This window comes from Streptomyces telluris (assembly GCF_024519335.1).
Classification (GTDB): Bacteria; Actinomycetota; Actinomycetes; order Streptomycetales; family Streptomycetaceae; genus Streptomyces; species Streptomyces telluris.
The window spans coordinates 1-24,539 of sequence record NZ_JANIID010000002.1 but is presented as its reverse complement, the minus strand read 5'-3'; the positions used below and the strand labels follow the sequence as shown (position 1 = coordinate 24,539).

Below are 24,539 nucleotides of genomic sequence, written 5' to 3'. Positions count from 1 at the left end.
CGACCGTTCCCGTCGTCCGACCGCCCGGGTCTCCCCCGTTTGCGACAGGGGAGGCCGATGAGGTCCCCCGTCCGTACACCTGCCCAGCCTAATCGTCATACGCACCGCCGGGGCAGGCCCGCCCCCACCCCACCGGCCGCCCCGCGCGCCGCCCCGGGCCCCGGGCGGCGGCAACCGGACCGGTGGGGCGCGCAGGAGGCGGGTGGTGCGAGGTCTTCCCGCTCGGGAGCCGCAACAGCGCGGAGTCTGCGCCCGATTCATTCCTTTCTGGCGGAATGGCCCATGCATTTCACCTGGATCGCCGAGGGAAGGAGCGTGGCAGATCTCGCGACGGGCCCGCACTCAAGAGGTGTGCGCCGATGGCCCAGCCGTCCCCGCCCTCTTCGACGCCGCCGAACCAGCCGCCGGAGGACGGCTTCGGCGCACCGGACGCGGGCACCACCAAGCGCGCGCCCCGCCTGCCGGCGTGCGCGCAGCCGGTCAGTCCATCCGGCGCGGGGCGCCCAGCAGCTGCGTCTCGGTATCCGTCGCCCGCACGTCGACGTACGTCCACGATCGCCGGGCGCACCACAAGGTCACCGTCTCCGGGAGCGCGGGCAGCGCCTCGACGTCGGTCTGCGGCAGTCCGAGGAGGCTGCCGAGCTGCTGCGCCTCTTCCGGCGAGACCCGCTGGACGCCGACCAGGTCCGCGCCTCCCAGCAGACGCGGCGCATCCGGCCCCAGGTAGGGCAGCAGGGTCAGGACGGACTGCCAGGGTGCGGTCACGGCCCGCCCGCGGGGCGGCCGGGCGCCGCAGTCGCGCATGACGAGGACAGGGGCGTGCACCGACGGGCCCTGCGGAGGCACCCGTCCGACGTCGTGCAGGGTCACGCACTGCTGCCCGCCGTTGGCGGCCTGCGCGAGCGGGGTCCACAGCCCGCGGCGGCCGGTCTCCACGGCTACCCGGGCGCCCGTGCCGACGGTCCGCAGGGCGATGACCTGTGCCGTCCAGGCGCCGCCGATCAGGACGGCGTCGAACGGCGTGGGGCGGGCCACTCCGAGGACGGCCGGCGCCCCGTGCGGGTCGGTGCCGATGACCACACCGTCGTCACCGACGGGCAGCGCCAGGGCCTCGTACTCCTCGGGGGCGAGCTCGTGCCGCCCCCGCCGCGGCCCGAACAGCCCCAGGCCGAAACGCGGCCGCCCGGGGCCGGCCCCCGGCGCGCTCCCGGGCCCCGGCGAAGCAGGCGTCCAGGTGGTCGTCACCGCGTACCTCCCAGCGGCAGAGTGGCGAGCATGCCGGGGACCTGCTCGTGGTCGAGCCGTACCAGGCCGGTCTTCACGGAGCGAGCCGCCCGTTCCAGTTCCCGCCGCGTCGCCGCCAGTTCGTCGGAACTGCGGCCGGTGACGCGCACGTGCGTCGTCAGCGTCGGCGCATGGCGCCCGTTCCGCAGGCGGCCCCGTGCCAGCGTCAGGCTCAGCGTCGTCGACAGTGCCGGCAGCGAGGTGAGCAGGGCGGCGAGCTGCGGCAGGGGAGCGGCCCCCGGGCCGAGCTGCGGCCAGCGGCCGACCCAGTACGTGGTGTGCCAGCGGTCGTCGCACCGCAACGCCCGGGCGCTCTCCAGCGTCCGCCGCACGGGCGCGGCCGCGCGCGCGGCCTGCGCGGAGGCCACCGGATTGACGTTCGCGGCCGTGGATATCGCGGCGGTCAGCTCCTCCTCGGACAGCAGCACCGCCCGGAACCCGGCCCCCTGCAGTCGGCTCGCCAGCTGGTCGGCCACCCGCACCACGCAGCGGCCGGCTCCCTCCTCGCCCCCTCCGCGCGCCTCGACGGCCTCCGGGCACAGCTCCGGGTCGAGCTTGAGTGCCACCCACGTCGTCCGGACCGCAGGAGCGCCCGACAGAGCCTGCAGGGGTGCGTAGTTCCGCGCGGCCAGTGCATCAGCGGGCAGGTGCGGGGCGGGTGACGGCAAGGTGCTCTGCACCACCTGCACGGACTCCAGCCGGATGCCGTCGACGTCCAAGGCGTCCCGCAGAAGGGCCAGCGGCAGCGCCTTCTCGGCCCGCAGGGGGCGCAGCGGGGCGTCCACGGCATCGACGCGCAGGACCGCCGACACGAACGTCCCGTCACCGACCAGGCCGACCTCGCGCTGCCCGCGGTCCGTGAAGGCACCCGTCCGCAGAGCCGGTTCACACTCCACCACCGGTGCCACTGCAGGATCCGTGCCCGCATCCGCCGGCGCCGTCCGGCGGGCGCGTCCCCGGAGCGTCACCGAGGCAGCCAACGACGCCGCCAACGGCCGCTGTCCCTGCTGGACCAGCGCGAGCGACACCAGCACCACGGCCACCACGACGGCGAGTGCCAGCAGCACCGGCCCGGCCGGCAGGGCGAGCAGCACCAGCGCCACGGCGACCTCGGCCAGCACCAGCTGCTGCAGCCGCACCGGCCCGACCCTTCCGCCCCGCGCCACCGCACGGGGGGCGACCACGACTGCCCCGGGGCCGGTATTTCCCGGCGCCCGTACGCGCGTTGCGGCACCCATGCCTGTCACAGCCCCCTCAGCCGTCGCCGGCCGCATCCGCGGCCGCACGGGAAGTCCGGATCAGCACCGGGCCCTGACGGACCTGTTGATCCCTACCGGCATAGTAGGGGTCGGTACGACAACCGGACCGAGCGCAGTACCTGTCGACCGGCGCCGAGACCAGGGGAGAAGCGGCTACACATGGCATCACGGCGGGATGAGCTCAACGCCTACGTCTTCGCCCGCAAGCGGACGGTCGCAGCCTTCCTGCAGCCGTCGCCCCACGGCACGGAGGAAGGCGCGCCCCGCCCCCTGCGCGCCGTCCTGCCGGGCCTCGTCGCCGGGGCGGTGCTGATCGCGGGCTTCGGCGCCTGGGGCATGTTCAGGCCGACCGCGCCGAAGGGCTGGGACGACGAGGCCGCACATGTCATCGTCGGCAGCGAGTCCACCACCCGCTACGTCGTCCTGACGACGGACAAGAAGAAGCAGCTGCACCCCGTCCTGAACTTCGCCTCCGCAAAGCTGCTCCTCACCCCCGAGAAGTCCTCCGTCATCAAGGTGAAGGAAGCGGAGCTCGACAACGGCCGCATCCCGCGCGGCCCGACGCTCGGCATCCCCTACGCGCCCGACCGCATGCCCGGCCCCGGCGAGGCGGGCAAGCAGAAGCACTGGGCCGTCTGCGAACAGCCCGGCGCGGGCGGAAGGACCACCCAGAAGGCCGTCTTCCTGTTCGCCGGACGCGACCCCAAGCTGAAGAACCTCACCGGCGACCAGCGCCTGCGCGGCGACCAGGCGCTCTACGTGCAGGGCCCGGACGGAGCCCGCTACCTCGTCGACCCCCGGGGCACCAAGTACTTGCTCGGCGGTGCCGACTGGAAGTCCGCTGACCCCTCCGAGCACAACCTGCTGCTCCGCTCCGTCTTCAACGACGGAGCCAAGCCGCAACCCGTCACCCAGGACTGGCTGGACACCTTCCACGACGGCGCGCCCGTCGTCTTCCCCGAGACCGGCGGCGACATCGGAGCCGACGCGGGCGTGCGCACCCTGCCCGCCAAGGCCGGCCGCGTCGGCACGGTCCTCGAAGCGCCCACCGGCAACGGCACGCAGAACTACGTCGTGCTGCGCGGCAAGGTCCAGCGCGTCTCGCCACTCGTCGCGAAGCTGCTCCTCAACAGCAGGAAGCTCGCCCCGCTCAACCAGGCCGGCGTACCCGAGCGGGTGAGCGCGGCCGCCTTCACCCCGGCGGACGACGAGTTCTACGGGGAGCGCCACTGGCCCTCCCAGGTGCCCCGGCAGGCCAACTTCATTGGGCCCTCCAACGACACCCGCCGCACCGTATGCAGCATCTTCAGCGGCATGTCCGCCGGAGGCACCCCCGAACTCGCCACCTGGGCCGGTGACGACTACCCAGCGACCATCCCCGACGGCGCCACCAGCGCGTACGTCACCCCGGGCTCCGGCCTCCTCTACCGCCAGGTCACGGGGCGCCAGACCAACAGCGGGTCGGTCTTCCTCGTCACCGACACCGGACTGCGCTACGCCGTGCAGTCCAACAACGACAGCGGTACGGGCAAGTCGAAGATCGGCGAGAAGGCGACACCCTCGGCCGGCCCCGACGGCGCGTCCGACTCCGCCCGCGCGGCGGACGGGACAGGGCCGGGAGCGGGAGCCGCCGGCCCGCCCGAATCCGACCAGGCCCGCACCAGGCTCGGCTACGGAAGCGTGAACCCCCTGCCCGTGCCCGCGAACTGGTCACAGTTCCTGCCCACCGGACCGCGCCTGGACACCAACAGCGCCCGGCAGCCGCAGGGGTCGTGAACCGGTCATGAGACAGCTGATGCCACGCACGACAGGGCAGCCGATGCCGCGCAAGACGACCGTGCTCAACGCCGCCCTGGCGGCGGTCCTCGTAGCCGCTGCGGCGGCCGCACCCGGGACTGCGCCCGCGCCTACACCTACACCTACGCCTGCACCGGCGGCAGCGATGTCCGGCCCGGCCCCCTCACCCGCCCCCGCGCTCCGCGCCCCGATGACGTCATCCGCCGCCGTGCACCTGGACGGCAGCGGCGAGTGCACCTACCCCGCCAAGGCCATCAAGGGCACCCCTTGGTCGCTCCAACGGATCCTCCTCGACCGTCTCTGGCAGGACACCAAGGGCCGGGACAGCGCGGGCCGACCGGTCCGCGTCGCCGTCATCGACTCGGGCGTCGACGTCCGGAACCCACAGCTCAAGGGCGCCGTCGACGTCGAGAGCGGCGCCGACCTGCTCACGGGCATGACGGAGACGGCGGCGGAGGCGGCGGCCAAGGGCGGGACAGGCGGGACGGGCGTGAGGGCGAACGCGAAGGACGCGCCCCGGGCGCCCGGCCCCGCGCCGTCGCCCGGCCCGTCGGACGGGAAAGCGGACGGGGACCGCAAGAAGGCGGGGGACAAGAGCACACCGAAGCCCGGAACGCCGTCCGCATCCCCCTCCGGGGAGAAGAAGGACGAACCCGGGAAGCCGGAGAAGTCCGCGGAGCCGAGCCCGTCGAAGAGCCCGGAGAAGAGCCCCGACAAGCCACCGGAGGGAAAACCGGAGAAGGAGCCGGAGAAGCCGAAGCCCGACCCCACCCTCGACCTGGTGGGACACGGCACCAAGGTCGCCGGCATCATCGCGGCCCGCCCGTCCCCCGGCAGCGGGTTCGTCGGCATCGCGCCCGAGTCGGTCATCATCCCGATCCGCCAGAACGACGAGAAGGGCACGGGGACGTCCCGCACCCTGGCGCAGGGCATCGGCCTGGCCGTCGCCGCGGGAGCGCGCGTCATCAACATCTCCCAGGACACGACGAAGGCCCTGGAGCACGACTCCGACCTCGAACGGGCCGTGAAGGAAGCCCTGGAGAAGGACGTCGTCGTCGTGGCCTCGGCGGGCAACGACGGCCTCGGTGGCGACGTCAAGGAGACCTACCCCGCCGCGTACAAGGGCGTCCTCGCCGTCGGCGCCTCCGACCGCAACAACGAGCGCGCCTCCTTCTCGCAGCCCGGCGAGTTCGTCGGCGTCGCCGCACCCGGCGTCGAGATGGTCTCCACCGTCCCGCTGGGCGGCCAGTGCGTCGACAACGGCACCAGTTTCTCCGCCCCCTACGTGGCCGGGGTCGCCGCCCTCATCCGCGCCAAGCACCCCGACTGGAAGCAGCACCAGGTCGTTGCCCAGATCGAGCAGACGGCGGAGCGCGTCACCAAGGGCCACGACCCGTACATCGGCTGGGGGGTCGTCGACCCGGTCCGCGCCCTCACGGACGACGCGCACCCAGTCGACCGCGTCACCGCGGCCGGGCCCGAGACCCGCAGCGTGCGGGCCCCCTCCGTGGCCCCCCTGGCCGTGGGCGAGTCGCCGCAGCAGCGGCAGGAACGGCTCGCGGCGTACGCGCTCGGCGGCGCGGCCGTTCTCGTGGCCACGATCACCGGAGTGGCCGTCGTGGGGCGGGAGCACCGCCGCCGACGGGCGTCGCGCGGCCTGTGAGGGTGTCAAAGCGCCCGCATGTGGGTGTAGTTGGGGCGTGCACTCAGAGTGGTTAGAGTGACATTCGGCGCCTTTCGCGGGCGTGGCAGACAACGGCCCTCGGGGGGAAAGGCGGAACATGTCGGAGAACGGCAGGCAGAAGGTCAGTGACGAGGCGTTCAAGGCCTTCACGGACGCCATCGACAAGACCAGTTCACACTTCTCGGCGAACCTTCGGCAGCTGGCGAACGTCATCGCCACCCTGGACGGCGGCTCCTCGTGGAAGGGCGAGGCGCACAGCGCCTTCCGCAAGGCGCAGAGCGACCTCAACGACGATCACGACCGGGTGCGCCGCATGATCGACCGCGTGCGTGAGGCCGTCGTCCTGACGCACCGCGCCTCCGGCGCGACCGACGCGGAGATCGCCGCCCAGATGAAGGGCGTCGATGTCGGTGGCGGAGGCGCCGCACCCGCCTCCGCGCCCGCCACCGGGGCCCACGGGACGCCCTCCAGCGGGATCGACAACTACTGATCCGGCCGGGCACTCGTGCCCGCTACGTCATCCGCCGCATTCCGGCACATCATTCCGGCAGATCATTCCGGCTTTCCGGTTTTGAACAGCACCACAGAGGGTGGGGAAACATGGCAGACCACGGTGGAGAGCTCGTAGTCAACTACAGCTCCCTTCAGACCACGGCCGCCGACATCAAGAAGGCCGCGGGCGTGATCGAGCGCGAGCTGGAGGTCATGCGCAGCGCCGTGAACAAGGTCGCGGCCGGCTGGGAGGGCGAGGCCCACCAGATGATGCTGCAGGTGGACGCGGAGTTCCGGCGGCGGAGCGCGCACATCCAGGAGACGCTCAAGCAGGTCGCGGACCTGGTCCTGAAGGGCGGCGAGCACTTCCACGCCACGGACAAGAAGGCGTCGCAGCTCTTCGACATCAGCTACTGATCCGCGGTCCGCTGATACGCGGCTGCTGATCCGTTCCACAGTGCTCCGGGGCGGCCGACCGGGAATCCCGCGGCCGCCCCCAGGCTCGTGCTCACCGGCTCACCGGCTGCCTACTTCAGGTCGAACTCGCCGTCCCGCGCGCCCAGCACGAAGGCCCGCCACTCGGCGGGGGTGTAGCGCAGCACGGTGCCGGGGTCGGTCGAGGACCGCATGGCCACGGCACCGTCGGAGAAGTAGGCGATCTCGACGCGTTCCTCGTCATCCTTGGCCTCGGGCGCACTCAGCCATTCGAGACCGGAGATGTCGCGTGCGTACAGCTCGTCCTTCTCGCGTTCGTCCATGGGGCAGGGGCCGCCTTTCGGGTGCGCAATTCCGCGGGATCGCTGTGGCATGAGGCCAGTTGACTCCTGCAGGGACGTCGACTCCTGCAGGGACAGCATTCGTGGGCAGCGTACTCCGGATGGATCCGCGGCAGAGGAGATTCGCAAAGCGCTCGTACGGAAGGCCGGCCGTGTGGAGAATGCCCCCGGCTGGTACGGACCGGGGCTCCTCCCGCCGCCCCGCGCCCCCGCCCCATGCCCTGCCCCGTGCCCCTCACAGCTCCTCCGGCATCCACCCCGTCTGCACCAGCGACACGCCCCTCTTGCGGGACACGAAGTACCCGCGCCCGGGCGGCATCCCCTGCGGCCGCACGCTGCCGAGCAGGTCGCCCTCGCCGGGGTCGCCGGACAGGAGGACGCCCTGTGCGCCCAGCTCCTTCACGCGCTGCATGAACGGCTCGTACATCGACCGGGACGCTCCGGCCGAGCTGCGCGCGATGACGAAGCGCACGCCCACGTCGCGCGCGAAGGGGAGGTTCTCGGTCAGGACGGCCAGCGGGTTGCCGCTGCCGGTGGAGACGAGCTCGTAGTCGTCGACGATGACGAAGAAGCGCGGGCCGGACCACCAGCTGCGTTCGCGCAGCTGCTGCGGCGTGATGTCGGGCTGCGGGGCGCGCCGCTCCATGAGGCGGTTGAGGGCCTCGGCGTGCACCGTCAGGGCCGAGGCGGTCGGCGCGTACTCCAGCAGGTGCGTGCCGGGGACGGCGTCGAGAAGCGTACGGCGGTAGTCGCCGACCACGATCTTCGCCTCGTCCGGGCCGTACCGCTCGGTGATCTGCCGGGCCAGGAGGCGCAGCAGGGCCGTCTTGCCGGACTCGCTCTCGCCGAAGACGAGGAAGAACGGGTCCGTCTCGAAGTCGGCGAAGACCGGTTCGAGGCCGGCCTCGTCGATGCCGAAGGCCACGCCGTGCTGCGGGTACTCGAAGCCCTTGGGCAGGTCGTCGGCGCGCAGTCGGCGCGGCAGGAGCCGCACGCCCGGGGCGCGGGGCCCGTCCCATGCCTCGCTGACGGCGCGCACCATGGCGGCGGTGCCGTCCGTGAGGGTCTCGGGGTCGCTGCCGGAGTCGACGCGTGGCAGCGAGGCCATGAAGTGGAGCTTCTCGGGGAGCTGGCCGCGGCCGGGCATCCCGGCCGGGACGTTCGCGGCGACCTTGCGGTCGAAGTCGGAGTCCATGGTGTCGCCGAGGCGGAGCTCCAGCCGGTTGAGGAGCTGGTCCTTGAGGGAGGCGCGCACCTCCATGGTGCGGGAGGCCGTCACCACGACGTGGATGCCGTAGCCCAGGCCGCGCGCCGCGATGTCGGCGACGACCCCCTCCAGCATCTCGTACTCCTGCCGGAACCCGGCCCACCCGTCGACGATCAGGAAGACGTCGCCCCACGGCTGGTCCGTGATCTCGCCCGTCGCCCGCAGCCGCCGGTAGGTGCCGATGGAGTCGATCGCGTGCGCCCGGAAGTACTCCTCGCGGCGGGCCAGGATGCCCGAGACCTCGGCGACCGTACGGCGCACGCGCTCGGGGTCGAGCCGGGACGCCACTCCGCCCACGTGCGGCAGGCCGTCGACGGCGACCATGCCGCCGCCGCCGAAGTCCAGCCCGTAGAACTGCACCTCGGCGGGTGTGTGCGTCAGCGCGAAGGCCGACACCAGCGTGCGCAGCAGCGTCGACTTGCCGGACTGCGGGCCGCCGACGACCAGCATGTTGCCCGCCGCACCGGAGAAGTCGCGGTAGAGGACGTCGCGCCGCTGCTCGAAGGGCTTGTCGACCAGGCCGATCGGGACGCTGAGCCGGCCGAGGCGCGGATGCCCGGGCGCCGTGAGGCCGCGGCCCGGAACGGCCGAGAGCGGCGGCAGGAGCTCGTCGAGGGCCGCGGACCGGTCCAGGGGCGGCAGCCACACCTGGTGGGCCGGCGGGCCCTGGCCGTCGAGCCGGCGCACGATCACGTCGAGAACGGTGTCGGCCAGGGCGTCGTCGCCCGGGCCGGGCGCGTCCGGCGTCGCGGGCGCCGGGGCGGTGTACGTGACGGGGACGGGCCCGGCGGTGAACAGGACCGGACGGCGCTCGATCGGCAGCGGCCCCGTGCCGTGCCCCGCGCCGGGCCCCATGCCGGTGTTCGCCCGGTAGGCGCCCGAGACGTACGCGGCCTTGAAGCGCGTCATCTCGTCCGTGCCGAACTTCAGGTAGCCGGAGCCCGGCACCGACGGCAGGTGGTACGCGTCCGGCACCCCGAGCGCCGTACGGGACTCCGCGGCGGAGAACGTGCGCAGGCCGATCCGGTACGACAGGTACGTCTCCAGGCCGCGCAGCCGGCCCTCCTCCAGGCGCTGCGAGGCGAGCAGCAGATGCACGCCCAGGGAGCGGCCGATGCGGCCGATCTGGATGAACATGTCGATGAAGTCGGGCTTGGCCGTCAACAGCTCGCTGAACTCGTCGATCACCAGGACGAGTGAAGCCAGTGGCTCCAGCGCGGCGCCGGCCGCCCGGGCCTTCTCGTAGTCGTGGATGTTGGCGTAGTTGCCCGCCGCCTTCAGCAGTTCCTGCCTGCGCTGCAGTTCGCCGGTGATCGAGTCGCGCATGCGGTCGACCAGCGTCAGGTCGTCGGCGAGGTTGGTGATGACGGCGGCGACATGCGGCATCTGCGACATGCCCGCGAACGTCGCGCCGCCCTTGAAGTCGGCGAGGACGAAGTTCAGCGTCTCGGAGCTGTGCGTGACCGCGAGCCCCAGGACCAGCGTGCGCAGCAGCTCGGACTTGCCGGAGCCCGTCGCGCCGACGCACAGCCCGTGCGGCCCCATGCCGTCCTGCGCCGCCTCCTTGAGGTCCAGCATCACCGGAGCGCCGTCCTCGCTGACGCCGATCGGCACGCGCAGCCGCTCCGCCGCCGACCGCGGCCGCCACGTGCGCGCCACGTCCACCGAGCCCGCGTCGCCCAGCCCCAGCAGGTCGGTGAAGTCCAGGTTCGCCAGCAGCGGCTCGTCGCCGTCGTCGCCTGTGCCCAGGCGCAGCGGCGCCAGCTGCCGCGCGAGCGCCTCGGCGGCCTCCACGGCGAGGGTGTCCGGCTCCCCCTCGTAGACCGCGATCTGCGACTCCAGCCGCAGCGAGCCCGGCCGCACCACGGCCGACAGCCCGCCGCGCGGCTCGTCGAGCTCTCCCGTGACGACCTCAACGACGGTCACGCCCTGCAGCCCCTCGGGCGCCGCGAACACCGAGTCCGCCGGCACCGCGGCGCCGTCCAGCACGACCACGACGTGCGGCTGGTCCAGCAGCGGCCGGCCGTCCCGGCTGAACCGCGTGCGCCCCTCCAGGCGCGGCCGCAGCAGCTCCTCCAGCTCCGTCAGGTCGTCGCCGATCAGGCGCCGCGCGCCGGCCCCGTCCACGGCACCGGGCACCTGCACGTGCGGCAGCCACTTCGTCCACTCCCAGGACGGCGCCGCGCCCCGTGCGGCGGCCACGGCCACGACGAGGTCCTCCGGCGAGTGCAGCGTCACCAGCTGGGCCACCAGCGCCCGTGCCGTGCCGTGGACCGTCTCCGGGTCGCCCGACAGCGTCAGGTGGTAGAAGGCGCGCAACGACAGTGCCACCGGCATGCCGTCCAGCGAGCCGTGCGTCGCCAGGAACTGCTGCATCGCGCCCGTGGCCAGCGGCTCCAGCTCGTCTATCGGCGCCGTCTCGGGCGCCTCCAGCGGCGTCGCGAGCTGCTGCGTGCCCAGCCCGATGCGGACCTGCGCGAAGTCCTCGTCGCTCGCCCGCCGTTCCCACAGGCGCGTGCCCTGGGCCACCACCGACCACAGCTGGTCGGGGGAGGGGTGCAGGTAGAACTGCGCGTCGCGCTGCGCCTTGGCGGTGCGCTGCACGGTGCGCCGCGTCTGCGCGAGGTACTTGAGGTAGTCGCGGCGCATGTCCGCGGTCCGGCCCTGCGTGCCCTGACGGTGCCGCACGATCATCGCGACGGTCATGCCGAGCGTCGAACACATCATCAGGACGCCCATGATCTTCATCATCGGGGCGGCACCCGGCATGAAGAAGTACACCATCGACGAGGCCATGCCGAGCGTCGGCAGGAGCTGCATCAGCAGCCCCTCCTGACGGTCCCTCGGCAGCTCCGGGGGCGCCTCCAGCCGGACCGCCTCGCCGGGCACCTCCGGCGGCAGGGCCCTCGGCGGACGACTGACCACGATCTGGCTCACCGGATGCCTCAACCCCTCCGCACGGCAAGGACAGTTCCGCGCGGCGCCCCTCGCGCTCCGACGGCGCGGGCCCCATGCGCGGAACGGTGATCCTATCGGCGTACGGGCATACGGCCCCGATAGGGTGTCCGCACATCCGTGCACAGTGAAGCCGCACAGTCGTGCACGCGAAGCCGCACAGTCGTGCACGCGAAGCCGCACAGTCGTGCACGGTGAAACAGGGAAACAAGGGGCCTGATAGGTGAGTACGTCCGCTGCGACCGGCTTCTGCAGAGTGACCGTCGTCGCACCCGACAGCCGGATCGACGTCGCCCTGCCGGACGACATCGCCGTCGCCGACGTGTATCCGGAGATCCTGCGCCTGACCGGGCAGACCCAGCAGGCCGGCGCCCCCACCGGCTACCACCTCGTACGCCGCGACGGCACCGTCCTCGACGGCGCCCGCTCGCTCGCCGCCCAGCACGTCCTGGACGGCGACCTGCTCGCGCTGCGCCCCTTCGCCGAGTCGCTGCCGCCCGCCGTGCACGACGACGTCAGCGACGCCATCGCCTCCGCCGTCACCCGCGACCACACGCTGTGGAGCGACGCCCTGCTGCGCGCCTGCGGCCTGGCGGGCGGAGCGCTGCTCCTCGCGCTCATGGGCCTCGCCCTCTGGTTCGCCGACCCCGTCCGGCACGACATGCACGGCCTCCCCGGCGCCGTCGCGGCCGCAGCAGGCGTGCTGCTGACGGCCCTCGCGGGCGTACGGGCCCGGGTCTACGCCGACCGCGCCTCCGCCGTCGCCCTCGGCCTCGCCGCCCTCCCGCACGTGATGATCGCGGGCTCCGGCATCCTCGGCCCCGCGCCGGGCGAGGGCGCCGGTCGGCTGCAGTTCCTGCTGGGCTGCGCGGCGGTCGTCGTCGCCTCCGCCGTGCTCGTGGCCGCCGTGCCCACCGGCGACGCCCCGTTCGTCGCCGCCTTCACCGCCGCGGCGGTCGGCACCGTGGCCGCCTTCTGCGCGATCTTCACCGGGGCGGGCCCGTCCGCGGCCGCCGCCGTCTGCGCCGTCGTCGCCATAGGAGCCGTCGCCTTCCTGCCCGGCCTGTCCGCCCGCGCCGCCCGCCTCCCCGTCGGCTACGCCGCGCCCCGCTCCGCGGTGGCCGGGGACCGTACGGCCTCCCGCGGCGGCCGGGGGCCCGAGCCCGTGGACGCCGCGCTCATCGCCGCACGGGTCCGCCGTGGCCACGAGCTGCTGCTCGGCCTCGTCGGCGGCTGCGCGGTCCTCGTAACGGCCTCCGCCGCCGTCCTCGTCTTCGCCCCCGGCGGCGGCCCCTGGCCCCGTCTCCTCGCTCTGACCGCCGGCCTCGCGATGCTGCTGCGCGCCCGCCTCTTCCGCTACACCGCGCAGGTCGCCACCGTCCTCGGTGCGGGCCTCGCGGCCCTCGCCCTGCTCGTCCTCGGCCTCGCCCTCCAGCCGGCCGACGCGGGTGCGGGCGGCGGGTCCCTCGACGTCCGTACGCTCTGGCTCGCCGCGGCCGTCACCCTCGGTGGCGCCCTGCTCACCGCCGTGGCGCTGATCGTCCCCGCCCGGGGCCTGTCACCCTTTTGGGGGCGTGTCTCCGACCTCGCCGAGAGCGTCCTCCTCCTCGCGCTCGTCCCGCTGTGCCTCGCCGTCCTCGATCTGTACTCGGCGGCGCGCAGCTTGTCGGCCGGATAGCCGGGAGAGTCCGGACAGGCGGGATGGGGCCGGGCGGAGCCGGCGGCGCCCGGCCCCATGCGCCGCCCCATGCGCCGCCCCATGCGCCGCCCCATGCGCCGCCCCATGCGCCGCCCCATGCGCCGCCCCATGCGCCGCCCCATGCGCCGCCCCATGCGCCGCCCCATGCGCCGCCCCATGCCGTTCCCAGGCCCGCCCCAGGCCGGGCCCCCACCCAGAGAGCCCCAAGCCCGCCCCAGGCCCCCTCAGCCCCCGCCCCGCCCCCGTATCCGCCCCTCCCCGCCAGGGTGGCTGGTCCGGGCTGGTACTCTGTGCAACGGCCGTTTGTGTACGCGCCTCCGGAGCGCCCTTCGCGGGTTTCTGGGGACAGCGCCCAGCGGACCCCGCCTCCCGAGTAACGGAAGCTCCCCTGAGTAAGAGACCAGGGGCACTCGGTGGCCAAAAGACACTCAGAAGGAGTATCGCGTGTCGCTCGACGCCGCTACGAAGAAGCAGATCATGGCCGAGTTCGCCACCAAGGAGGGCGACACCGGCTCCCCCGAGGTCCAGGTCGCGATGCTCACCCGCCGCATCTCGGACCTGACCGAGCACCTGAAGATGCACAAGCACGACCACCACTCGCGTCGTGGCCTGCTGCTCCTGGTCGGTCAGCGCCGTCGCCTGCTGCAGTACCTGGCCAAGAAGGACATCACGCGCTTCCGCGCCCTGGTCGAGCGCCTCGGCATCCGCCGCGGTGCCGCCGGCGCCAAGTAAGACACCGTGAAGGGAGCGGTTCCCACGATCTGGGGGCCGCTCCCTTTGCGTATCTCGTGGAAAGCAGAAGCTTTGTAGTCTGGTTTCCACAACGGCACCTACGCCGAACCGTATGAGGAGGAGCGCTCAGCTCGCCGCCGGTCCTCGGTAGTGGCCCCCGGATCAGGGAAATCCGGGTGCTTCGATCGAAGACCGGCCAGCACAGACGCTCCTCCACCACCGTCCCCGCCACACGGGCCGGGACGTAGACGAGGAGATATCCCTGGTGGAGAACGAGACCCACTACGCCGAGGCCGTCATCGACAACGGCGCCTTCGGCACCCGCACCATCCGCTTCGAGACGGGCCGCCTGGCCAAGCAGGCCGCCGGTTCCGCCGTGGCGTACCTGGACGACGACACCATGGTGCTGTCGGCCACCTCGGCTTCCAAGAAGCCCAAGGACCAGCTCGACTTCTTCCCCCTGACGGTGGACGTCGAGGAGCGCATGTACGCGGCCGGCAAGATCCCCGGCTCCTTCTTCCGTCGTGAGGGCCGCCCCTCCGAGGACGCGGTCCTGACCTGCCGCCTGATCGACCGCCCGCTGCGTCCGTCCTTCAAGAAGGGCCTGCGCAACGAGATCCAGATCGTCGAGACGGTCATGGCGCTCAACCCCGACCACCTCTACGACGTGGTCGCGATCAACGCCGCCTCCTGCTCCACGCAGCTCGCGGGCCTGCCCTTCTCCGGTCCGATCGGCGCCACCCGCGTCGCTCTGATCAAGGGCCAGTGGGTCGCGTTCCCGACCCACACCGAGCTCGAGGACGCCGTCTTCGACATGGTCGTGGCCGGCCGCGTCCTGGAGGACGGCGACGTCGCGATCATGATGGTCGAGGCCGAGGCCACCGAGAAGACCGTCCAGCTGGTCAAGGACGGCGCCGACGCCCCCACCGAGGAGGTCGTCGCCGCCGGTCTCGAGGCCGCGAAGCCCTTCATCAAGGTCCTGTGCCGCGCGCAGTCCGAGCTCGCCTCCAAGGCCGCCAAGCCCGAGGGCGAGTTCCCGGTCTTCCTGGACTACCAGGACGACGTCCTGGCCGCCCTGACCAAGGCCGTCCGCGACGAGCTCGCCCAGGCGCTCACCATCGCCGGCAAGCAGGAGCGCGAGACCGAGATCGACCGCGTCAAGGAGCTCGCCGCCGAGAAGCTCCTGCCGGAGTTCGAGGGCCGCGAGAAGGAGATCTCCGCCGCGTACCGCTCGCTGACCAAGTCCCTGGTCCGTGAGCGCGTCATCAAGGAGAAGAAGCGCATCGACGGCCGTGGCGTGACGGACATCCGTACGCTCGCCGCCGAGGTCGAGGCCATCCCGCGCGTGCACGGCTCGGCCCTGTTCGAGCGTGGCGAGACCCAGATCCTGGGCGTCACCACCCTCAACATGCTCCGCATGGAGCAGCAGCTGGACACCCTCTCCCCGGTGACCCGCAAGCGCTACATGCACAACTACAACTTCCCGCCGTACTCCGTCGGCGAGACCGGCCGCGTCGGTTCGCCGAAGCGCCGCGAGATCGGCCACGGCGCCCTGGCCGAGCGGGCCATCGTGCCCGTGCTGCCGACGCGCGAGGAGTTCCCCTACGCGATCCGCCAGGTCTCCGAGGCGCTGGGCTCCAACGGCTCGACGTCCATGGGCTCGGTCTGCGCCTCCACCATGTCGCTGCTGAACGCCGGTGTGCCCCTGAAGGCCCCCGTCGCCGGTATCGCCATGGGCCTGATCTCCCAGGAGATCGACGGCAAGACGCACTACGTCGCCCTCACCGACATCCTCGGTGCGGAGGACGCCTTCGGCGACATGGACTTCAAGGTCGCCGGCACCAAGGAGTTCGTGACCGCCCTCCAGCTCGACACGAAGCTGGACGGCATCCCGGCCTCCGTCCTGGCTGCGGCCCTCAAGCAGGCCCGCGACGCCCGCCTCCACATCCTCGACGTGATGATGGAAGCGATCGACACGCCGGACGAGATGTCCCCCAACGCCCCGCGGATCATCACCGTCAAGATCCCCGTGGACAAGATCGGTGAGGTCATCGGCCCCAAGGGCAAGATGATCAACCAGATCCAGGAGGACACCGGCGCCGAGATCACGATCGAGGACGACGGCACCATCTACATCGGTGCCGCCGACGGCCCGGCCGCCGAGGCCGCCCGCGCCACGATCAACGGCATCGCCAACCCGACCATGCCCGAGGTCGGCGAGCGCTACCTGGGTACGGTCGTCAAGACCACCACCTTCGGTGCCTTCGTCTCCCTCATGCCGGGCAAGGACGGTCTGCTGCACATCTCGCAGATCCGCAAGCTCGCCGGCGGCAAGCGCGTGGAGAACGTTGAGGACGTGCTCGGCGTGGGCCAGAAGGTCCAGGTCGAGATCGCCGAGATCGACCAGCGCGGCAAGCTCTCCCTCATCCCCGTCATCGAGGGCGAGGACGGCGACAAGGCCGACGAGACCAAGGACGAGTCCGCCAAGTGACGTCCCGTAGTACACGGAAGACGGCCCGCACCTCCTCGGAGGGGCGGGCCGTCGCCCGTACCCAAACGCTCCTCAAGGGCGAGAACGGCATCGGCACGGTCCGCCGCACCACCCTCCCGGGCGGCCTGCGCATCGTCACCGAGACGCTGCCGTCCGTGCGCTCCGCGACCTTCGGCATCTGGGCCAACGTCGGCTCGCGCGACGAGACGCCGGCCCTCAACGGCGCCACCCACTACCTGGAGCACCTGCTCTTCAAGGGCACGGCCAAGCGCAGCGCGCTCGACATCTCCTCGGCCATCGACGCCGTCGGCGGCGAGATGAATGCGTTCACGGCCAAGGAGTACACGTGCTACTACGCGCGCGTGCTCGACACCGACCTGCCGCTGGCCATCGACGTCGTCTGCGACATGCTCACCGGATCGCTGATCGACGCCGCCGACGTCGACGCAGAGCGCGGCGTGATCCTCGAAGAGATCGCGATGACGGAGGACGACCCCGGCGACTGCGTGCACGACCTGTTCGCGCACACCATGCTGGGCGACACGCCCCTGGGCCGCCCCGTCCTCGGCACGGTCGACACGATCAACGCCCTCACGCGCGACCAGATCGCCCGCTTCTACAAGAAGCACTACGACCCGACGCGCCTCGTCGTGGCCGCCGCGGGCAACGTCGACCACGCCAAGGTCGTCCGCCAGGTGCGCGCCGCCTTCGACCGGGCCGGCGCCCTGAGCCGTACGGACGCCACGCCCGTCGGCCCGCGCTCCGGCGCCCGCACGATCCGCACCGCCGGCCGCGTGGAGGTGCTCGGCCGCAAGACCGAGCAGGCGCACGTCGTCCTCGGCATGCCCGGCCTGTCGCGCACCGACGACCGCCGCTGGGCGCTCGGCGTGCTCAACACCGCCCTCGGCGGCGGCATGAGCTCGCGCCTCTTCCAGGAGGTCCGGGAGAAGCGCGGCCTGGCCTACTCGGTCTACTCCTACACCTCGGGCTACGCCGACTGCGGCCTCTTCGGCGTCTACGCCGGCTGCCGCCCGAGCCAGGTCCACGACGTCCTGAAGATCTGCCGCGACGAGCTCGACAAGGTCGCGTCGGAGGGGCTGCCGGACGAGGAGATCAGCCGCGCCGTGGGGCAGCTCGCGGGCTCCACCGTCCTCGGCCTGGAGGACACCGGCGCGCTCATGAACCGCATCGGCAAGAGCGAGCTGTGCTGGGGCGACCAGATGTCCGTCGACGACATGCTGGCGCGCATCGCGGCCGTCACCCCGGACGAGGTCCGTGAGGTGGCCCGCGATGTACTGGGGCAGCGTCCTTCGCTGTCCGTCATCGGCCCGCTGAAGGACAAGCAGGCCGCGCGCCTGCACGAGGCCGTTTCTTAGTTCACCGCGGGAAGTAGTTCACCGCTGTAGAGGGAAGCAGGGACGATGAGCAAGCTGCGCGTCGCGGTCATCGGAGCCAAGGGCCGCATCGGCTCCGAGGCCGTACGGGCCGTCGAAGCCGCCGAGGACATGGAGCTGGTGGCCGCGCTGGGCCGCGGCGACGGGCTGGAGGCCCTGACCGAGGCGGGAGCCCAGGTCGCGGTCGAGCTGACGCACCCCGACTCGGTCATGGACAACCTCGAGTTCTGCGTGCGCAACGGCATCCACGGCGTCGTCGGCACCACCGGCTGGACCGAGGAGCGCCTCGCGCAGCTGAACTCCTGGCTCGACGCCTCGCCGTCGACCGGTGTGCTCATCGCCCCGAACTTCTCCATCGGGGCCGTCCTCACCATGTCCTTCGCCCGTCAGGCGGCCCGCTTCTTCGAGTCCGTCGAGGTCGTCGAGCTGCACCACCCCAACAAGGCCGACGCCCCCTCCGGCACGGCCACCCGCACCGCGCAGCTCATCGCCGCCGCGCGGCGCGAGGCGGGCTGTGCCCCGCAGCCCGACGCCACCACGACCGCCCTGGAGGGCGCGCGCGGCGCGGACGTCGACGGGGTGCCCGTGCACGCCGTACGGCTCCGCGGCCTCCTGGCCCACCAGGAGGTGCTCTTCGGCGACACCGGCGAGACGCTCACCATCCGGCACGACTCGCTGCACCACAGCTGCTTCATGCCGGGCATCCTGCTCGGCGCACGGCGCGTCACGACGACCCCGGGCCTGACGTTCGGCCTGGAACACTTCCTGGACCTGGGCTGAGCACCGTGCGCGCCAAAATCGTCTACTTCGCCCTGGCCGCCGTCCTGGTCGTCTACTTCGTCCTGGTCGGCAGCCGCGGAGTCATGCTCATCCAGCAGGGCACGGCCGTCACCATCGCCTTCGGGGTATCGGTCCTGGTCCTGCCGTTCATCGGCGCCTGGTTCCTCTACCAGACCACCAAGTTCGCGCGCGACGCCAACCGGCTGGCGCGGGAGCTGGAGGCCGAGGGCGGGCTGCCCGTGGACGAACTGGTGCGCACCCCCAGCGGGCGCATCGACCGGGACTCCGCGGACGCGGTCTTCGCCAAGCGCAAGGCCGAGACGGAGGACGCCCCGTCCGACTGGCGCACCTGGTTCCGGCTGGCCGTGGCCTACCACGACGCCCGGGACACTCCCCGCGCCCGCAAGGCCATGCAGCGGGCGATCGCCCTGCACGACAGGAAGCCGGTACGGGCGGAGGCCGCGTAGGTAGGGCGTAGCGACCGTCCTGCGGAGGGCTGCTTCTAGGGAAGGCTGCTCCCACGGAGAGCTGCATGGGGCACCGCATGAGGCGGTGCGCCAGGCGGCGGCACGGGGCGGCGCCTGGGGCCGCTCAGCATGGGCCCCGCATGGGGCGCCCGGCACGGGGCGCTCGCACGGGGCGGCGTGCGCCCGGCTCGGCGCCGGGCGGCACCGCGTCAGCGGCGGAAGTCCGCCGCCCAGCCCTCGACCGCGTCGCACGCCATCGCGAACGCCTGCGGACGCCCGAGGAAGTCCGCCCCGTGGTCGGTGACCAGCGTCGTCAGGGGACTGCCGCCCGTGCGCTCCACGACGACCGCCTGCCCCTGCACGGTGCGGGGGAGGCCCAGCCACCGCACGGGCCGCTGCGTGGTGCGCACGGCGGCCACCTCGGCCCAGGGCACCGTCTTCTTGGACAGCAGGCCCACATGGCGCAGCCCGTGCTCGCTCACCCAGACCCCGGCCCGCACCAGGCGCACGGCCAGGAGGATCACCAGGACGGCGACGGCGACACAGACGCCCGACCCGGGCAGGGAGCCGGCCACGGCAATGATCATCGCGGCGAAGAGTACGTACGAGGCGAGCAGCAGCAACAGCGCGGTGACGCCGACGCGCCACGGCCCCGGACGGTAGGGACGGCGCCAGCGGGCGAGGTCCTCGTCCTGAGCGGGCGGGGCGGCGGCCCCGGCGGCAGGCGCGAGCTCCTCGGCGTCGCGGTCAGCGGTCAGAAAGGGCAGGGGCACGAATTTCCTCACTCGTCAGCAAGCACGCTCGAACGGCTGTGCCCGGTGAGGCTATAGAAAAGGGCGGGACCCGAGCACACCAGGGTCGGTGCGCCGGATCCCGCCCGTCATGATCACCCGCAGGTCAGCGGCCGTCCGAGGTCTCGGACCGCTGCGACTGGTGCGTGTCCTGCGCGCTCGGCTGCAGCGACGGCATTCCGAACAGCAGCGCTCCGACCAGCCCCGTCGTCACCGTGAGGCCCACGAGCACGCGGCCGGCTATCTGCGAGCGGCTGGCGCGTTCTCGGGGCGGCGGCGTGACGTTGCTGCGGTAGCGCTCTGCCTCGGCGACGAAGGCGAACGGCACGGGCTCTCGCCGGCGGAACATGATGGGGGCTCTCCTAGGAACCTCGAAAACTGCTGTCCTACGTAAGGACGATCGAAGCGCGCCGACGGTGCCCGTTTTCGGCGACTTCTGTGAAAAATCTCAACCAGTGAGCAGCTTGCCCCGTCGCGGCGGGGCCGTCGGGCGCCGAGTGTCAGTGGCGGCCCGTAGGCTGGGCGCCGCCCGAGCCATGCAACTGGAAGGACCCCGCCGGTGACCGACAGCCCCACCGAGACCGCCAAGCCCACATTCCGCGGCGACGTGACCGTCGAGCTGGTCAAGCACAGCGCTGCCGACTCCGACGTGCTGTGGGCGGCCCGCGTCTCCACCGCCGGCGAGCAGTCCCTGGAAGAGATCACCAAGGACCCGGAGCGGTCCAAGGGGCTGATCAACTACCTGATGCGCGACCGCCATGGCAGCCCCTTCGAGCACAACTCGATGACCTTCTTCATCAGCGCGCCGATCTTCGTCTTCCGCGAGTTCATGCGCCACCGCGTGGGCTGGTCCTACAACGAGGAGTCGGGTCGCTACCGCGAGCTGCAGCCCGTCTTCTACGTCCCGGATGCCGAGCGCAAGCTCGTCCAGGAGGGCCGTCCCGGCAAGTACGTCTTCGTCGAGGGCACCGACGCGCAGCACGAGCTGACCACGCGCGTCATGGAGAACACCTACCGCGAGGCCTACGAGGCCTACCAGGAGATGCTGGCCGCTGGCGTGGCCCGCGAGGTCGCGCGCTCGGTCCTCCCGGTCGGCCTGTTCTCCTCGATGTACGCCACGTGCAACGCCCGCTCGCTGATGCACTTCCTCGGCCTGCGCACGCAGCACGAGCAGGCGGCCGTGCCGTCCTTCCCGCAGCGGGAGATCGAGATGGTCGGCGAGAAGATGGAGGCGGAGTGGGCGAAGCTCATGCCCCTCACCTACGCCGCGTTCAACAAGAACGGCCGCGTCGCTCCCTGACCGGGCGGCCCCCGGGCCCGGCGGCTTCGGCACCGGCTCCCGGGGGTGCTGTACGGCCCGGTAACTACGGTGTCCGTATTGCGGCTTTTCAGGGCTTTAATCTAGTCTGAAAAGACGGACCCGGCACTGCTTGAACCCCCGAGCAGGCAGTGCCGGGATCCCTTTGGCACTCCCCGAGGGGGCACCTCACGGTGAGCAACGAGTAGCGTGACCCTCATGGCTCCGACCTCCACACCGCAGACGCCCTTCGGGCGGGTCCTGACCGCCATGGTCACGCCCTTCACCGCTGACGGTGCCCTCGACCTCGACGGCGCTCAGCGGCTCGCCACCCACCTCGTGGACGCCGGCAACGACGGCCTCATCGTCAACGGCACCACCGGCGAGTCCCCCACCACCAGCGATGCGGAGAAAGCCCAGCTCGTACGGGCCGTGGTCGAGGCGGTCGGAGACCGCGCCCACGTCGTCGCCGGAGCCGGCACGAACCACACGCACCACAGCACCGAGCTGGCCCGCGCCGCCGAGAAGGCGGGCGCCCACGGCCTCCTCGTCGTCACGCCGTACTACAACAAGCCCCCGCAGGAGGGCCTGGTCCGGCACTTCACCGCCGTCGCCGACGCCACCGGCCTGCCGGTCATGGTCTACGACATCCCGGGCCGCAGCGGCGTCGCGATCGACACCGAGACCCTCGTCCGGCTGGCCGACCACCCCCGCATCGTCGCCAACAAGGACGCCAAGGGCGACCTGGGCGCGGCGAGCTGGGCCATCGCCCGCTCCGGCCTCGCCTGGTACTCCGGCGACGACATGCTGAACCTGCCGCAGCTCGCCGTCGGCGCCGCGGGCTTCGTCTCGGTCGCCGGCCACTTCGTCGCCGCCGACCTGCGCGCCATGACCGACGCCTACCTGGCCGGTGACGTCCGCAAGGCCACCGAGATCCACCAGAAGCTGCTTCCCGTCTTCACGGGCCTCTTCCGCACCCAGGGCGTCATGACCACCAAGGCCGGCCTGGCCCTGCAGGGACTGCCCGCCGGCCCCGTGCGCCTGCCGCTCGTCGAGCTCACCGAGCAGGAGACCGAGCAGCTCCGGCGCGACCTCACGGCCGGCGGCGTCCAGCTCGGCTGAACCGCCGCCCCGGACCGGGCACCGCCCGGTCCGCCCAGGACTTCACAACTGAATACACCGGCTGAAAACGCCGGACCTCCACAACTGAAGATCCACAACTGAAGATCCAAAAACAACTGCAAGTGCACGAAGGTCACGCGCGCCATATGTCCTGCGGGCATGTGGCGTGCGTGGTGAGGAGAGTCTTTTGAGCCACCCGCATCCTGAACTCGGTCCCCCGCCGAAGCTCCCCGAGAACGGCCTGCGCGTCACCCCGCTCGGCGGCCTGGGGGAGATCGGCCGCAACATGACGGTCTTCGAGTACGGCGGCCGCCTGCTGATCGTCGACTGCGGAGTGCTCTTCCCCGAGGAGGAGCAGCCCGGAATCGACCTGATCCTGCCCGACTTCTCGTCCATCCGTGACCGCCTCGACGACATCGACGGCATCGTGCTCACGCACGGTCACGAGGACCACATCGGCGGCGTCCCCTACCTGCTCCGCGAGAAGCCGGACATCCCGCTGATCGGCTCCAAGCTGACCCTGGCCCTCATCGAGGCCAAGCTGCAGGAGCACCGCATCCGCCCGTACACCCTCGAGGTCGTCGAGGGTCACCGCGAGCGCATCGGTCCCTTCGACTGCGAGTTCATCGCGGTCAACCACTCCATCCCGGACGCGCTGGCCGTCGCCATCCGCACCCCCGCCGGCATGGCCGTGCACACCGGTGACTTCAAGATGGACCAGCTCCCGCTGGACCGTCGCCTCACCGACCTGCCGGCCTTCGCCAAGCTGGGCGAGGAGGGCATCGACCTGCTGCTCGTGGACTCCACGAACGCCGAGGTCCCCGGCTTCGTCCCGCCCGAGCGCGACATCTCCGGCGTCCTGCGCCAGGTGTTCGCCGGCGCCCAGAAGCGCATCATCGTGGCCAGCTTCGCCAGCCACGTGCACCGCATCCAGCAGATCCTCGACGCCGCCCACGAGTACGGTCGCCGCGTCGCCTTCGTCGGCCGCTCGATGGTCCGCAACATGGGCATCGCCCGCGACCTGGGCTACCTGCGGATCCCCGCCGGTCTTGTCGTGGACGTGAAGACGCTCGACGACCTGCCGGACGACGAGGTCGTGCTGGTGTGCACCGGCTCCCAGGGCGAGCCGATGGCGGCTCTGTCCCGGATGGCCAACCGCGACCACCAGATCCGGATCGTCCAGGGCGACACCGTCATCCTGGCCTCGTCCCTCATCCCGGGCAACGAGAACGCGGTCTACCGCGTGATCAACGGCCTGACCCGCTGGGGCGCGAACGTCGTCCACAAGGGCAACGCCCGGGTGCACGTCTCCGGCCACGCCTCCGCGGGCGAGCTGCTGTACTTCTACAACATCTGCAAGCCCCGGAACCTCATGCCGGTGCACGGCGAGTGGCGTCACCTGCGGGCCAACGCGGAGCTCGGCGCGCTGACGGGCGTTCCCAAGAACCACATCGTGATCGCCGAGGACGGCGTCGTCGTGGACCTGGTGAACGGGTCGGCGAAGATCGTCGGCAAGGTCCAGGCGGGTTACGTGTACGTGGACGGCCTCTCGGTCGGCGACGTGACCGAGACCTCGCTCAAGGACCGCCGCATCCTCGGCGACGAGGGCATCATCTCCGTCTTCGTCGTGGTCGACAGCACGACGGGCAAGGTGGTGAGCGGCCCGCAGATCCAGGCGCGCGGTTCCGGCATCGAGGACGCCGCGTTCTCGGCGGTCGTCCCGAAGATCGAGGAAGCGATCGCCAAGTCCGCCTCCGACGGCGTGGTGGAGCCGCACCAGCTCCAGCAGCTCGTCCGCCGGACGATGGGCAAGTGGGTCTCCGACACCTACCGCCGCCGCCCGATGATCCTCCCCGTGGTCGTCGAGGTCTGACCCGGAACGAGGCGTCCCTGACGCCTCGTCAACCGAACGGACGGCCGCCCCGGCGCCGATTTGCATCCGGGCGCGGCCGTCCAGTAGGTTTACGGCTCCACCGCAAGGGGAACCCCGACACGTTCGTGAACGTGGAGGATCGTTCAGATGGCGGTGGGGAATCCCGACCGGATCGATCTGATAAAGTCGGGATCACCGCCGGAAAGCGAAAGCTGAAAGGCGAAACCCCGCTCCAACAGGGGGCCGGAAACGGAATTCGGACCGGAAACGGAACGGAAAACGGATCTGGTAAGGTTGGAAACAACGAAGGGAAGCGCCCGGAGGAAAGCCCGAGAGGGTGAGTACAAAGGAAGCGTCCGTTCCTTGAGAACTCAACAGT

Annotated in this window: 19 protein-coding genes; 13 read left to right on the top strand and 6 right to left on the bottom strand. The window is 71.8% G+C overall.

The window, feature by feature from the left end:
• Positions 1-480 precede the first annotated feature (480 nt).
• Both NQU55_RS02165 and eccE read right to left on the bottom strand, forming a co-directional pair.
• Positions 481-1,245 (bottom strand): hypothetical protein, encoded by a 765-nt coding sequence (locus NQU55_RS02165; RefSeq protein WP_168093496.1) that lies wholly within the window; start codon positions 1,243-1,245, stop codon positions 481-483.
• Positions 1,242-2,522: a type VII secretion protein EccE gene (gene eccE, locus NQU55_RS02160; RefSeq protein ID WP_168093495.1), complete on the bottom strand. Its 1,281-nt coding sequence runs from the start codon at positions 2,520-2,522 to the stop codon at positions 1,242-1,244. Before eccE ends, NQU55_RS02165 begins: the two co-directional genes overlap by 4 nt.
• Before the next feature lie 180 nt (positions 2,523-2,702).
• On the opposite strand from eccE, the gene eccB reads away from it, so the two are divergent.
• The 4 genes from eccB (at position 2,703) to NQU55_RS02140 (ending at position 6,933) form a co-directional block, all read left to right on the top strand.
• The gene (gene eccB, locus NQU55_RS02155; RefSeq protein ID WP_168093494.1) at positions 2,703-4,319 is read left to right on the top strand and encodes a type VII secretion protein EccB; all 1,617 of its coding nucleotides are present in this window, start codon (positions 2,703-2,705) and stop codon (positions 4,317-4,319) included.
• Positions 4,320-4,593: 274 nt separating this feature from the next.
• Complete coding sequence (gene mycP / locus NQU55_RS02150) at positions 4,594-6,003, top strand: type VII secretion-associated serine protease mycosin (RefSeq protein WP_372504621.1); 1,410 nt, start codon at positions 4,594-4,596, stop codon at positions 6,001-6,003.
• Between the two features lie 118 nt (positions 6,004-6,121).
• Entirely contained in the window at positions 6,122-6,514 is a 393-nt protein-coding gene (locus tag NQU55_RS02145; RefSeq protein WP_168093492.1) for a WXG100 family type VII secretion target, read from the top strand.
• A gap of 110 nt (positions 6,515-6,624) precedes the next feature.
• The gene (locus NQU55_RS02140) at positions 6,625-6,933 is read left to right on the top strand and encodes a WXG100 family type VII secretion target (protein WP_168093491.1); all 309 of its coding nucleotides are present in this window, start codon (positions 6,625-6,627) and stop codon (positions 6,931-6,933) included.
• 110 nt (positions 6,934-7,043) lie between these two features.
• Here NQU55_RS02140 and NQU55_RS02135 read toward each other — a convergent pair whose 3' ends face one another.
• Together NQU55_RS02135 and eccCa are read right to left on the bottom strand one after the other, a co-directional pair.
• The gene (locus NQU55_RS02135; RefSeq protein WP_168093490.1) at positions 7,044-7,274 is read right to left on the bottom strand and encodes a DUF397 domain-containing protein; all 231 of its coding nucleotides are present in this window, start codon (positions 7,272-7,274) and stop codon (positions 7,044-7,046) included.
• 253 nt (positions 7,275-7,527) lie between these two features.
• Positions 7,528-11,496, bottom strand: a complete 3,969-nt coding sequence (gene eccCa, locus NQU55_RS02130) for a type VII secretion protein EccCa (protein ID WP_168093489.1) — start codon at positions 11,494-11,496, stop codon at positions 7,528-7,530.
• A gap of 241 nt (positions 11,497-11,737) precedes the next feature.
• Here eccCa and eccD point away from each other — a divergent pair, with 241 nt between their 5' ends.
• From eccD to NQU55_RS02100, 6 genes are all read left to right on the top strand, one after another.
• Positions 11,738-13,192: a type VII secretion integral membrane protein EccD gene (gene eccD, locus NQU55_RS02125; protein ID WP_256789520.1), complete on the top strand. Its 1,455-nt coding sequence runs from the start codon at positions 11,738-11,740 to the stop codon at positions 13,190-13,192.
• A 465-nt stretch (positions 13,193-13,657) separates the two neighbouring features.
• Complete coding sequence (gene rpsO, locus NQU55_RS02120; RefSeq protein WP_168094146.1) at positions 13,658-13,945, top strand: 30S ribosomal protein S15; 288 nt, start codon at positions 13,658-13,660, stop codon at positions 13,943-13,945.
• A gap of 265 nt (positions 13,946-14,210) precedes the next feature.
• Positions 14,211-16,436 (top strand): polyribonucleotide nucleotidyltransferase, encoded by a 2,226-nt coding sequence (locus NQU55_RS02115; RefSeq protein WP_168094147.1) that lies wholly within the window; start codon positions 14,211-14,213, stop codon positions 16,434-16,436.
• On the top strand, positions 16,433-17,812 hold the full coding sequence (locus tag NQU55_RS02110; protein WP_168094148.1) for a M16 family metallopeptidase: 1,380 nt from the start codon (positions 16,433-16,435) through the stop codon (positions 17,810-17,812). Before NQU55_RS02115 ends, NQU55_RS02110 begins: the two co-directional genes overlap by 4 nt.
• Positions 17,813-17,857: 45 nt before the next feature.
• Positions 17,858-18,610, top strand: coding sequence for a 4-hydroxy-tetrahydrodipicolinate reductase (gene dapB, locus NQU55_RS02105; RefSeq protein WP_168094149.1), 753 nt, complete (start codon positions 17,858-17,860; stop codon positions 18,608-18,610).
• 5 nt (positions 18,611-18,615) lie between these two features.
• The gene (locus tag NQU55_RS02100; RefSeq protein WP_168094150.1) at positions 18,616-19,077 is read left to right on the top strand and encodes a hypothetical protein; all 462 of its coding nucleotides are present in this window, start codon (positions 18,616-18,618) and stop codon (positions 19,075-19,077) included.
• Between the two features lie 209 nt (positions 19,078-19,286).
• On the opposite strand, the gene NQU55_RS02095 is transcribed toward NQU55_RS02100, so the two are convergent.
• Both NQU55_RS02095 and NQU55_RS02090 read right to left on the bottom strand, forming a co-directional pair.
• The gene (locus NQU55_RS02095) at positions 19,287-19,850 is read right to left on the bottom strand and encodes an SCO5741 family PH domain-containing membrane protein (protein ID WP_168094151.1); all 564 of its coding nucleotides are present in this window, start codon (positions 19,848-19,850) and stop codon (positions 19,287-19,289) included.
• Between the two features lie 124 nt (positions 19,851-19,974).
• Positions 19,975-20,217: a hypothetical protein gene (locus NQU55_RS02090; protein ID WP_168094152.1), complete on the bottom strand. Its 243-nt coding sequence runs from the start codon at positions 20,215-20,217 to the stop codon at positions 19,975-19,977.
• Between the two features lie 210 nt (positions 20,218-20,427).
• Here NQU55_RS02090 and thyX point away from each other — a divergent pair, with 210 nt between their 5' ends.
• The 3 genes from thyX to NQU55_RS02075 all read left to right on the top strand — a co-directional run bounded on the left by thyX (position 20,428) and on the right by NQU55_RS02075 (position 24,160).
• Entirely contained in the window at positions 20,428-21,168 is a 741-nt protein-coding gene (gene thyX / locus NQU55_RS02085) for an FAD-dependent thymidylate synthase (RefSeq protein WP_168094153.1), read from the top strand.
• Between the two features lie 216 nt (positions 21,169-21,384).
• Positions 21,385-22,287 (top strand): 4-hydroxy-tetrahydrodipicolinate synthase, encoded by a 903-nt coding sequence (dapA, locus tag NQU55_RS02080; protein ID WP_168094154.1) that lies wholly within the window; start codon positions 21,385-21,387, stop codon positions 22,285-22,287.
• Between the two features lie 187 nt (positions 22,288-22,474).
• Positions 22,475-24,160, top strand: coding sequence for a ribonuclease J (locus tag NQU55_RS02075; protein ID WP_168094155.1), 1,686 nt, complete (start codon positions 22,475-22,477; stop codon positions 24,158-24,160).
• Positions 24,161-24,539 lie beyond the last annotated feature (379 nt).

Bases quoted from the DNA above. Each gene is read 5' to 3' on its own strand.
- eccE (WP_168093495.1), bottom strand. From the start codon at position 2,522: ATGGGTGCCGCAACGCGCGTACGGGCGCCGGGAAATACCGGCCCCGGG.
- eccB (WP_168093494.1), top strand. From the start codon at position 2,703: ATGGCATCACGGCGGGATGAGCTCAACGCCTACGTCTTCGCCCGCAAG.
- NQU55_RS02145 (WP_168093492.1), top strand. From the start codon at position 6,122: ATGTCGGAGAACGGCAGGCAGAAGGTCAGTGACGAGGCGTTCAAGGCC.
- NQU55_RS02140 (WP_168093491.1), top strand. From the start codon at position 6,625: ATGGCAGACCACGGTGGAGAGCTCGTAGTCAACTACAGCTCCCTTCAG.
- NQU55_RS02135 (WP_168093490.1), bottom strand. From the start codon at position 7,274: ATGGACGAACGCGAGAAGGACGAGCTGTACGCACGCGACATCTCCGGT.
- dapB (WP_168094149.1), top strand. From the start codon at position 17,858: ATGAGCAAGCTGCGCGTCGCGGTCATCGGAGCCAAGGGCCGCATCGGC.
- NQU55_RS02090 (WP_168094152.1), bottom strand. From the start codon at position 20,217: ATGTTCCGCCGGCGAGAGCCCGTGCCGTTCGCCTTCGTCGCCGAGGCA.
- dapA (WP_168094154.1), top strand. From the start codon at position 21,385: ATGGCTCCGACCTCCACACCGCAGACGCCCTTCGGGCGGGTCCTGACC.